This window comes from Thermoflexus sp., from assembly GCF_034432235.1.
Classification (GTDB): Bacteria; Chloroflexota; Anaerolineae; order Thermoflexales; family Thermoflexaceae; genus Thermoflexus.
Window position 1 is genome coordinate 1 of sequence record NZ_DAOUCJ010000116.1, and the last position, 10465, is coordinate 10465.

At 66.2% G+C, this 10465-nt stretch carries 11 protein-coding genes and 2 tRNA genes; 3 read left to right on the forward strand and 10 right to left on the reverse strand.

Annotation, left to right across the window (positions count from 1 at the left end; translation table 11 throughout):
- The 10 genes from VAE54_RS14720 to VAE54_RS14225 all read right to left on the reverse strand — a co-directional run.
- A partial coding sequence (locus VAE54_RS14720; protein ID WP_416223820.1) for a DUF1156 domain-containing protein occupies positions 1 to 151 on the reverse strand: 151 nt, incomplete at its 3' end.
- A gap of 160 nt (positions 152 to 311) precedes the next feature.
- A complete protein-coding gene (locus VAE54_RS14190) occupies positions 312 to 3683 on the reverse strand; it encodes a helicase-related protein (protein WP_322802632.1) in 3372 nt (1123 codons plus the stop codon).
- A gap of 201 nt (positions 3684 to 3884) precedes the next feature.
- On the reverse strand, positions 3885 to 4202 hold the full coding sequence (locus VAE54_RS14195) for a hypothetical protein (protein WP_322802633.1): 318 nt from the start codon (positions 4200 to 4202) through the stop codon (positions 3885 to 3887).
- A 113-nt stretch (positions 4203 to 4315) separates the two neighbouring features.
- Positions 4316 to 4735 carry a hypothetical protein gene (locus VAE54_RS14200; protein WP_322802634.1) on the reverse strand — a complete coding sequence of 140 codons (420 nt, stop codon included), beginning with the start codon at positions 4733 to 4735 and terminating at the stop codon, positions 4316 to 4318.
- A gap of 12 nt (positions 4736 to 4747) precedes the next feature.
- The gene (locus tag VAE54_RS14725) at positions 4748 to 4816 is read right to left on the reverse strand and encodes an excalibur calcium-binding domain-containing protein (protein WP_416223821.1); all 69 of its coding nucleotides are present in this window, start codon (positions 4814 to 4816) and stop codon (positions 4748 to 4750) included.
- Between the two features lie 55 nt (positions 4817 to 4871).
- Positions 4872 to 5417: a GNAT family N-acetyltransferase gene (locus VAE54_RS14205; RefSeq protein WP_322802635.1), complete on the reverse strand. Its 546-nt coding sequence runs from the start codon at positions 5415 to 5417 to the stop codon at positions 4872 to 4874.
- Positions 5418 to 5525: 108 nt separating this feature from the next.
- Positions 5526 to 5972 (reverse strand): cytidine deaminase, encoded by a 447-nt coding sequence (locus VAE54_RS14210; RefSeq protein WP_322802636.1) that lies wholly within the window; start codon positions 5970 to 5972, stop codon positions 5526 to 5528.
- 198 nt (positions 5973 to 6170) lie between these two features.
- Positions 6171 to 6428 (reverse strand): GlsB/YeaQ/YmgE family stress response membrane protein, encoded by a 258-nt coding sequence (locus VAE54_RS14215; protein ID WP_322802637.1) that lies wholly within the window; start codon positions 6426 to 6428, stop codon positions 6171 to 6173.
- Between the two features lie 109 nt (positions 6429 to 6537).
- Positions 6538 to 6610, reverse strand: a tRNA-Gly gene (locus VAE54_RS14220).
- Between the two features lie 5 nt (positions 6611 to 6615).
- Positions 6616 to 6706: transfer RNA gene (locus tag VAE54_RS14225), tRNA-Ser, on the reverse strand.
- 407 nt (positions 6707 to 7113) lie between these two features.
- On the opposite strand from VAE54_RS14225, the gene VAE54_RS14230 reads away from it, so the two are divergent.
- The 3 genes from VAE54_RS14230 (at position 7114) to VAE54_RS14240 (ending at position 10239) form a co-directional block, all read left to right on the forward strand.
- Positions 7114 to 8766: a ribonuclease J gene (locus VAE54_RS14230; protein WP_322802638.1), complete on the forward strand. Its 1653-nt coding sequence runs from the start codon at positions 7114 to 7116 to the stop codon at positions 8764 to 8766.
- Positions 8767 to 8801: 35 nt separating this feature from the next.
- Complete coding sequence (gene trmD / locus VAE54_RS14235) at positions 8802 to 9599, forward strand: tRNA (guanosine(37)-N1)-methyltransferase TrmD (protein WP_416223822.1); 798 nt, start codon at positions 8802 to 8804, stop codon at positions 9597 to 9599.
- 76 nt (positions 9600 to 9675) lie between these two features.
- A complete protein-coding gene (locus VAE54_RS14240) occupies positions 9676 to 10239 on the forward strand; it encodes a TrmH family RNA methyltransferase (protein ID WP_322802640.1) in 564 nt (187 codons plus the stop codon).
- Positions 10240 to 10465 lie beyond the last annotated feature (226 nt).

Sequence of the window (10465 nt, forward strand, 5' to 3'; positions counted from 1 at the left end):
CGGGGAGGAGTGCGCCCAGCACGGCAGCCCGAGCCACCACCAGCGGGCGCCGCGCCCACCAGACATGCAGTGTCGAGATGTGCCCGTGGCGGATGGCCTTCTCGCGCCGCGCCTCGGCGGAGAGTTCTCGGAGAGGGAGCAGGGTTTCTATTGTAAGAGCCTGGAAGCCTGAGCGGTCGTCAGGCTTCGCTCCTGCCAGAGGGCATTGAGGCGGACGATGTCATCGTCTGACAGTTGGCGTTGCTTCTCGCCCTTGAACTCCACATCCAAGTTTTCGCCCTGCTGGATGATTTGGCGAAGCCGTTCAGGATTCATCCCCGCGTCACCTCTTTCCAGTCGTATACAACAATTTTAATCACACCCGTGACAGGTTGCGCTTTCAGGTAAGCGGTGGGATTTTGGATGATGTGCAACTTAGGTTCGGTCAGGGCGTTCTCCACCGCGTAGACCCAATAAGCGTCCTGCAGGCGCTCGGCCATCTGCCATTCGTGGGGCGTGAGCTCCAGGGGACCCGTGGTCGTGAAGGCCTTGACCTCGATGTAGCGCGTCCCCTCCGGCCCGTGGGAGACGATGTCGTAGCCGAGGAACTGTGCGCTCACATCCCGGGGCTCGCGCCCCTGCTGGCGCTCATAGTCCATCGCCGCCCGCATGCCGGCCGCCTCCACCCGACGCTTGAGCTCCTCCTCGGGCGGGAGGGGCTGCTCCACCGCGCCCTCCGGCGGCGCTGCCGGCGGGGAGGGCGGTTTGGGCACGATGAGGGCGACGGCCTCCAGCTCTGGCTCCAGGACCAGGATGTCCCGCTCCTTTTCCAGCTCCTCGAGGCGCTTTTTCTTTTCATCCAGGAGTTCTTTCAGGCGCTGCTCCTCCTGGCGGATGGCGGCCTCCATGTCCTCGCCGGCCTCGCGGCGGCGGTGGTAGTCCCAGAGCTTCTCCTGGGATTCCCGGATGAGCTGTGCATAGGAGGCTTCCAGCCAGCGTTTCTTGATGGCGCTCTCCCGCTCGCGCCGCGCCCGAGCTTCCGCCTGCACCGCGCTCAGCTGATCCCGCACGCGCCGCTGGACCCGCTCGCCGGCCTCCCGCAGGATGGCCGGCAGGTCCTCCGGCAGGGGGCTGCCCTTCGGGAGGGGATCCGGCTCCTCCAGCTCCCAGAGCACGCGCGGGTCGACCGTCCGGATCTCGCCGCTGGGGAGATCGTGGAAGAGGGCGATGAGGCGCTCCAGGACCGGCCGGCCATGGCCGTCCTGCAGCCGCGCCCGATACAGCCAGAGGATCCCATGGCGCCCTTTCTCATCCACAAGGATCGCCCGGACCGGACGCTCCCGCGAGAGGAAGTGGTCCGCCAAGGCGTCCAGGAGGGGGTGGCCGGGGGCGAGGAACTCGGCGTCGGCGCGGCGGGCGATCTCCCGTTCGAAGGCCACCCGCAGGCCCCGCGCGAAGGCCTCGTTCAGCAAGCCGTGCTGCTTGAGGAACTCCCGGGGGACGCTGAGGCGGAAGACCTTGGGATGACGCCGGTCCTCGGCGAACTGTCCGCCGACGGTTCGCACGGCCAGGCGGGTGAAGCGCTCGACATCCCAGGGGACAAGCCGCCACAGGAGCGAATCGGCCGCGTCCTTCCGGACGGCGGAGAGATCGATGTGGTGGCCGGCCAGGGCGTTCTCCTCCAGGGTCCGGCGGAACTCCTCCAGGCGCGCCTCCAGATCCACATCGAGGACCCGCTCCAGCTGGGGCTCCTCCCCCTTGAGGATGGCCTGCATGATGAGCTCCTCCAGGCGGACGCCTTCCAGCAGGGCGCCGAGGACGTCGTAGACGGTGTCGCCCAGGCGCTGGCGCATCCGCTCCAGCTTCTCCATGAGGCGCTGGAGCACGTGGCCCTCGCGGGTCTCCGGGTAGAGCATATTGAAGACGTAACAATCCCGCTTCTGACCGTAACGGTGGATGCGCCCCATGCGCTGTTCCAGACGGTTGGGGTTCCAGGGGAGGTCGTAGTTGATCATCAGGCGGCAGAACTGGAGGTTGAGGCCCTCGCCGGCGGCGTCGGTGGCGACCATGACCTGGACCTCATCCCGGAAGCGGCGCTCCTGGTCGATGCGGGCCTGGAGGTTCATCTGGCCGTGGATGATGGCGCAGGGGAAGCCCCACTCCCGGAACCGGCGCTCCAGGGCGCTTAAGGTGTCTTTGAACTCGGTGAAGATCAAGAGCTTCTCGTCGGGGTTGTGGCGGAGGTGCGCTTCCACCACCCGCCGCAGCTCCTGGGCCTTGGCCTCCTCCCCGGCCTTTTCGGCCTCCAGGGCCAGGCGGATGAGCTGGTCCAGCTCCTCCAGCTCTTCCCGCAGCTCCTCCGGCGTTTGGGCGGCGGTGATCCCCTCCAGCCGCTCCTGGAAGCTCTCCCATTCCCCCGCGGTCATCTCCGCCAGATCCTGCGGGGTCTCCTCATCCCACTCCGGCAGCTCCTCTTCCTGCAGGCGGCGCTCCCACTCCCGGAGGAGGATCTGCAGCTTGGCCTTGCGGCGGCGCAGCGACTCCCGCACCGCGAAGAGGCTGGAGGACAGGCGGCGCTGCAGCACGGTGAGGGCCAGGGCCACGTTGCGGCTGCGCCGGTCGGTCTTGCCGGAGACGGCGGCATACCAGCGGCGCACGTAGGCGGTGACCGCCTCATACAAGCGCCTCTCCGTCTCGGTGAGGGAGACGCCGATGCTTTTGACCTCCCGCCGGCGGAAGAGAGGTCTTCCTTCCAGATCCGTGACCTGCTCTTTGGTGCGGCGCAACACGAAAGGAAGCCCTTCGGACCGGGCGGCCTGCTTGAGCTGCTCCGGATCGGCGAAGAGGCGGGGCTCCAGGAGGCTCAGCAGCAGGAAGTAGGCGTGGTCATCGCCTTTATGGGGCGTGGCGGTGAGGAAGAGCATGTGGGTGGTCCGGGCGGCCAGGGCCTCGCCCAGCTGGTAGCGCTTGGTCTTGTCGATCTTCTGCCCGTAGCGGGTGGCGGAGAACTTGTGCGCCTCGTCCACGATCACCAGGTCCCAGCGCTGGCGGGCCAGGACCTCCCGGACATCCTCCCGTCGGGCCAGGTCCATGGAGACCAGCACCTGGGGGTTGCGGTCGAAAAAGTCGGTGGAGTAGAGGCTGTTCAGGATATCACGGCGCAGGGGGACGAAGTCCTCGCGGAACCAATCCTTCATCTCCCGCTGCCACTGATCCTGCAGGTGGGCGGGCACCACCAGGAGGGTGCGGTGGACCACCCCACGGGCCTTGAGCTCTTTGAGCACGAGGCCCGCCATGATGGTCTTGCCCAGGCCGGGGTCGTCCGCCAGGAGGAAGCGGATGCGGGACATCGGGAGGATGTGGCGGTAAACGGCGTCCACCTGATGGGGCAGGAGGTCCACCTGGGTGACGCTGACGGCGTAGTGGGGGTCGAAGGCATGGGCCAAGCGCATGCGAAGGGCCTCGGCGAAGAGCAGGAAAACGTCGCGGGGGATGGCGCCGGAGGCGAAATCCTCCCAGAGGGCGGGGATCCGGCGCACCCGACGGGCGAGCTCCTCCCGGCCCAGGACCAGTATCTCCGCCCGCCTGGAGGGGTAGAAAACGACTCCTACCACCAGGTGGGCCCCCTCGTCTTCGAGCCTGAAGATCTCGGCCTCCTCGGGGAAGGGCTCGATCCGCACGCGATCGCCGACGCGAAGCTCCATGGTCCCTCCGGGCCAGCGGGGCGATCCGGCGGGGCTGCTGGGCCGGCGCCCCTTCGAGCTTCGAAGGCAGGCGTTTCCCCTTTTTCAGGCGCCCCTCCGCCCCGCGCTGCCGCCTCGCCGGTCCAGCCACCGGGCGAGGCGCTTTTCGGTTGGAAGCCATGGTAAATTCAGCGAGCTCCGGTAGCAAGGTCCCTCGGGCCGCTACCCGGATCCGCACCGCCCTTTCCACACGATCTCCCCCAGCCGCTCCGGCGGATAGAGGAGAACGGCCGCTTTCTCCCGGAGGTGGCGTGCGGATTTCTTTCGGCTCTCCAGATACCCGGAAAGCGCCTGCGCTGGATCCTCGCCTGAAGAGATCTCCAGGGAGCGCCCCAGCACGTCCACCCGCCGCCCGAGGCCCCAAAACCCTGGCGTCCGGCCGAACCGCGAGGGACCAAAGTCACGCCGGGCATGCCAGCGATAAGGAAAAGGCTGGCCGGGGATCTCCGCGAAGAAGAGCCAGACGTCGAAGTCTTTCACCCCCGCCCATCCAGGTCGTGGCAGGCCGCCCCCTGACATAGCGCGATGGCCACCAGGCGCTCCCAATACGCCGCCCACCGCGGCTGATGCCGGATGAGATCCTCCAGGGCCCTTCAGGCGATCTCCGCCTCCGGCAGCCCCTTCAGGAAATCCCGGATGGGCATCACCCGGCCCCTCCGGCGGCACGGATAGACCTCGGCCGGGAAGCCGTCCTCGCCCCGATAGACCAGGAGGGCCGGCACCTCCCGGCCGAAATCAGGCCCATATCCGCGCCGGCGGGAGCCAAAGATCCTGCGAATCTCAAAGCGGCCCCTCACCGCCGCCATAGCAGCCTGCTCGTAGAGCGCCCTCCGCTCCGCCTCGCCCCGCCTCGAAAGATCCACCTCCTCCACCTCGATCCCATGCTGTCGGGCCCGCTCCAGCAGGCCCGGAACTTCCTCCAGGCCCGCGTTCGCCTCTCCCGAAAATGGAACGGCCTCCGAGGAGAAGCAGTAGACCAACCGGCGGATCGGATCCGGACGCTTCGCGTCCATTTCCCCCTCCTCTCACCGCTCACACCCGATCCCGTCCTTATCCCCATCGAAGCGATGCGGATCCCCGTAGCGATGGTCCACCGGGAAGTTGCGGACCCCTGTGTCTTGCGAGGATGCGAGGATAGCCCAGCGCCTGTCATCGCCGGATCAGAATATGAAGATCCCTCCATCCATATCCCAGCTGCCGAAGTCGGGCCCCTCCGATTTCCATCCAACCCGTTCGAACGAGTTCGCCGCCCAATTGCTCGTAGAACCGGCGGGCCGGGTTCGCTTCGAGCACCCAGACCAGGAGCGTATCGATGCCATCTCGGAGAAGTTCCCTTGCGCATATGCTCATCAACCGCCGATCGATGCCCTGTCGTTGATGCTCAGGCAGCACATAGATCGCGTAGACCTCCCCCCGGTATACCTCATCTCCAGTGCGCTCGGGGCCCGCGGCAGCGAAGCCCACGATCTGCGCCTGATCTTCCGCTACCAGAATGAACTGGCCGGGCGCCGGATGCGCCAGCGTCCGTCGCCAGCGGGGAGCATCCTCCTCCGGGGAGAGCTGGGCCAGGTATTCCGCGGGGACGATCCCGGCATACTGCGCCTTCCACGTGATCACCCGAACTCGCGCGATCCCCAGCGCGTCCTCGGGGACAGCCCTCCGAATGCGGACCCGTGAGCGATTGGCCTGCTCCATCCAAGTCCTCCATTTTTGAGGAGATGCGCGGCCTGGCCGGGGCGAACCTCGAATTCTCCAATGCAGGGGGTTCGATCCGCATCGACCTGCCCCTGACCGGTCCCAGACTTACCTCCCTGGGAATGGGGAACCGCTTGGGGCGTTTGGGGGCCGAGACGAAACGGTGCGCGTGTATTTGTTCGGCAACAGGGCGGCTATGGGGACGGCTTCCTCTCCGTGTTTCCCCGGGACGATGACCATTGCTGCGGGGGCGTAATCGGATATCAGCTCGCGGCACATCCCGCACGGAGGCACAACCTCTCCATGGCGATTCACCGCCACGATGGACTCGATGTCTGTATCGCCCGCAGCCGCCGCCATGCCGATGGCGATCGCTTCGGCGCAAACGGCGATACGGCCCACGGTGGCCTCCAGATGGACCGCCGAGAAGATCTTCCCCGAGCGCGTCCGCAACGCACAGCCGACGTGATGCCGCCCTTGTTGAAAGCGCAGCGCGATGATCCGCCGCGCTGCTTCGATCAAAGCCCGGTCATCCTCGGATAGCGGCGTGGCCACCAGAACCTCCTCTGAAATGCCCTAAGACAAACACGAAAGGGCAGGACATCCACCAGCCCATGGAGTCTTCATGCTCCAACGCTCGGCCGGATGCCCTGCCCCTGGGATCCCTGGAGCCGTCAGGCGGTCCGCTGCCCTGGGGCCTTAGGGTCGTCCTCTTCGGAATGTCCCAGCCATGACGTCCCTGCCTCCGCTGGATCAGCGGCCTCGACCCACGAACATCCCATACAAGAACAGCACCACCAACGCGCCCACGATCGCGAGGGCCAGGCTGCGCAGATCAAACCCGCTGATGCCTCCGAAGCCCAGCAGGGTGCCAATGAACCCCCCGACCACCGCTCCTACAATGCCCAGCACAATGGTCAGGATAATCCCTCCGCCTTGCCGGCCAGGCATAATGAACTTCGCCAAAGCGCCAGCAATCAGACCGAAGACGATCCACAATAGAATTCCCATGGGGCACTTCCTAAATTGGTTTTTTCACACACAATATATTTTAATTTTCTGAATTTGTCAAGCAATCCCAAAGCGGGGAAACGGGACGCCTGGCCCTTCCGAGCTGCAGAGCGGGCGACGGGACTCGAACCCGCGGCCTCCTCCATGGCAGGGAGGCGCTCTACCGTCTGAGCTACGCCCGCACGAGCGGAGGGGGCGGGATTCGAACCCGCGGTGAGCCTTCCGAGGCCCACAGGTGATTTCGAGTCACCCGCCTTCGTCCACTCGGCCACCCCTCCACGTATGAATTATACCTCAGACCGCAGCGTGGGAACGCCACCCCGCATCCGTTCGGCCCCGGAGGGGCTCTGAAGGGTTCCCGCATCCCGGAGGCCGGCCAGGGCTTTCTAAGGGGGGTACCCCCCCACCTTCTCCCTCCACCTCCTATCTGGATTCGAAAAGCCCTGGCGCCCGGCGCCGGAAGATTGACGAAACCCGGTTTTGCGGATACGATTAGAAGGGTGGATGTTCAGGGTCGTTCCATATCCATGGTTCGGGATGGGGCCGCCGGATGCCCGCTGGGGCGCTGGCGGCCTTTTTGTTTGAGGACATCCCGGGCTGGGCTCGGATCTTAGGGCCCTTTGGGTCACGAAGGAAAAGGGATAAAAATAAATCGAATCGCAATCTGAATCAGGAGACCGGTTCAATGGCACAGGTTTTACGGATTGTCCCCCTGGGGGGGCTCGGCGAGATCGGCAAAAATATGATGGCCATCGAATATGGCCGCAACATCCTGATCATCGACGCCGGGATCATGTTCCCGGAGAACGATATGCTGGGGGTGGATTTCATCATCCCCGACTGGCAATATCTTCGGGACAAAAAGGCCTGGGTGCGGGCGATCGTGGTCACCCACGGCCATGAGGACCACATCGGGGCCCTCCCCTTCCTGATCCGCGAGATCCCGGCGCCGGTCTACGCCACGCCCCTCACCCGGGGGTTGATCGAGGTCAAGCTCAAGCAGGCAAAGGTCACCGAGGGCGTCACCCTCCACACGGTCCAGGCCGGTGACCGCCTGACCATCGGGCCGTTCACGGTGGAGCTGTTCCGGGTCTGCCACAGCATCCCCGATGGGGTGGGGCTGGGGATCACCACCCCGGCGGGCCTGATCGTCCACACCGGCGACTTTAAGTTCGACCAGACCCCGGTGGATGGCAAGCCGACGGATTTCGCAACCCTCGCGGAGTTCAGCAAGCGGGGGGTCCTGGCTCTGCTCTCCGACAGCACCAACGCGGATCGACCCGGGTGGACCCCATCGGAGCGGGTGATCGATGCGGCCTTCGACGCGGTCTTCCGCCAGGCGAAGGGCCGCATCATCGTCGCCACCTTTGCCTCGCTGATCTCCCGCTTCCAGCAGGTGATCCAGGCGGCCCTCCGCCACGGCCGCAAGGTGGCCTTCGCCGGGACCAGCATCCTGGAGAACGTGAAGATCGCCCAGAAGCTCGGCTACCTGGAGATCCCGCCCGGGGTCATGATCCGCCTGGACGAGGTGGATCGCTATTCGCCGCACCAGGTGGTGATCGTCACCACCGGCGCCCAGGGGGAGCCCTCTTCGGTCCTGGCCCGCATGGCGGTCGGCCAGCATCCCCAGCTCCGGATCGTCCCGGGCGACACGGTGATCCTGTCGGCCCACCCGATCCCGGGCAACGAAGAGATGGTGCATCGGACCATCAACCGCCTCTTCCAGCGGGGGGCCGATGTGCTGTATGATCCTATCGCCCCGGTCCACGTCTCGGGCCACGCCAGCCAGGAGGAGCTCAAGCTGATGATCAACCTGGTCCGGCCCCAGTATTTCATCCCCATCCACGGGGAGATCCGTCACCTCAAGGCCCATGCCCGCCTGGCGATGGAGCTGGGCATCCCGGCGGAGCGCATCTTCACGGTGGAAAACGGCTGGGTGATCGAGTTCCGGGACGGCCAGGGGCGGGTGGTGGAGCGGGTGCCGGGCGGCTATGTGTTCGTGGACGGGGCGCTGGTCGGGGATATCGGCCCGGAGGTGCTGCGGGAGCGGGAGGTGCTTTCCCGGGAGGGATTCGTGGTGGCCATCGTGCGGCGGGATCCGAAGACGGGCCGGCTCATCGGACGGCCGGAGCTGATCACCCGCGGCTTCACCTTCGCCCGCGAGGCGGAGGAGCTGCTGGCCGGCGCTGAGGAGCTGATCATCGAGACGGTGCGCTCGGCGAACGGGGAGGGGAAGTCCCGTCAGGCCCTGGCCCACCGCATCCAGAACGCCCTGGCGGATTATCTCTACCGCCACACCCGCCGCCGGCCGATGATCATCCCGGTGGTGACGGAGTGAAGGCGCAGCGAAGCGCCCGTCCCGAGGGAGAAACCGTGCGGATCGATGTGGTGACTCTGTTTCCGGAATATTTCGAGAGCCCCCTGCGGGTGAGCATCCTGAAGCGGGCGCAGGAGACGGGCCGCGTTCAGATCGAGGTGTATTCCCTGCGGGCCTTCGGGCTGGGGCGCCACCGCGTGACCGACGACACCCCCTACGGGGGCGGCGGGGGGATGGTCATGCGGCCGGAGCCGATTTTCGACGCGGTGGAGCACATCCTCTCGGATGCCCCGCCCGACGCGCGGGAGGAGATCCCCATCATCCTCCTGGATCCCGCAGGGCGCCGCTTCACCCAGGAAGTGGCCTGGGAGCTTTCCCGCTACCCCCGGCTGGTGCTGATCTGCGGGCATTACGAAGGCGTGGATGAGCGGGTGCGGGAGCACCTGGTCACGGATGAGATCTCCATCGGGGATTTCATCCTGACCGGTGGGGAACCAGCCGCCCTGGTGATCATCGATGCAGTGGTCCGCCTGCTGCCCGGGGTGCTGGGGGATCCAGAGGCCCCTCGCCACGATTCCTTCGCGGAAAGCCTGCTGGAACACCCCCACTACACCCGCCCCGCGGTCTACCGCGGGTGGGAGGTCCCCGAGATCCTGCGCTCCGGCCACCATGCGGCCATCGCCCGCTGGCGGCGGATGCAATCCCTGCGGCGCACCTGGGAGCGGCGCCCGGACCTTCTCCTGCGGGCGACGCTGACGGACGAGGAGCGGGCCTGGATCGCCCGATGGGAAGCGGAACGCCGCGCGCTCCTGAAGCCGCTCCTGGAAGGGGAAACCGGGCCGGCGGGGGGATGAATCGATGAGAAGAGGATAGGGAAGCGGCTGCTCTCCCGGAAGCCCAACGGCATCTGTCCAGAGCGGACGGTGGATGATGAAGCGGCCAGCCCGAGCTGGAGAGTTCTGGGTTCGAGAGGAGACCCGCCGCCAGCGTCTGCAGGCGCTGGCCGGGCTCCCGCGCCTCCCCTACGCCGTTGCGGCCTTCAGCCTGGGGGAGGGGGACAAAACCGTGGGATTGATCTGCCGAAACGCAGTGGCATGGGGCGCGGAGCGCCTGCTGGTGATCGGCTCCCCGCTCTGGGAGCGCGCCACAGCCTGCGCCACCGACGCCTTCATCCGGATCGAACATTTCCCCTCGGTCGCCGATTTCCTGATGTGGATGGAAAGCGGGGCATGCCCCTACGAGCCGGTGATCGCGGAAAAGACCCCTTCTTCCATTCCTCTACAGGCTTTCTCATTCCCCCCTCGCATGCTCCTGATCCTGGGGCATCCTTCCTTCGGGGTTCCCAACTCCCTGCTCTGGCGGGCGCCTCAGGTCCATATCGAGACGGCCCTCCCAGTCCCCAGCCTGAACGTCGCCGTCGCCGCTGGCATCCTGCTGTATCATTACTGGCAACAGGTATGGGGAGGGAACCCCCTCTACCGTTCCGACGGGTGATGGGACCGCCTCCGGAAGCAGCGGGATAGCCCCTGGCCATTCGCCCATTCCGATGGGAGCTCAACCACCCCGTGGGCGTGCAGCGAAACCACTCGCCCCACCCCGACCGAGCTTTCTGGCTTATAATCAAAAGCACTGGATCTTAAGATATTGGAGGAGCCCAATTCGATGACCCCCTTATCGAGAGGTTCGGCCCGCGGGGCGGGGATCCGGCGTGGGATGGCGG

Coding starts and splice junctions, on each gene's coding strand:
- VAE54_RS14190 (WP_322802632.1), bottom strand. CDS start 3,683: ATGGAGCTTCGCGTCGGCGATCGCGTGCGGATCGAGCCCTTCCCCGAG.
- VAE54_RS14200 (WP_322802634.1), bottom strand. CDS start 4,735: ATGGACGCGAAGCGTCCGGATCCGATCCGCCGGTTGGTCTACTGCTTC.
- VAE54_RS14205 (WP_322802635.1), bottom strand. CDS start 5,417: ATGGAGCAGGCCAATCGCTCACGGGTCCGCATTCGGAGGGCTGTCCCC.
- VAE54_RS14215 (WP_322802637.1), bottom strand. CDS start 6,428: ATGGGAATTCTATTGTGGATCGTCTTCGGTCTGATTGCTGGCGCTTTG.
- VAE54_RS14230 (WP_322802638.1), top strand. CDS start 7,114: ATGGCACAGGTTTTACGGATTGTCCCCCTGGGGGGGCTCGGCGAGATC.
- VAE54_RS14240 (WP_322802640.1), top strand. CDS start 9,676: ATGAAGCGGCCAGCCCGAGCTGGAGAGTTCTGGGTTCGAGAGGAGACC.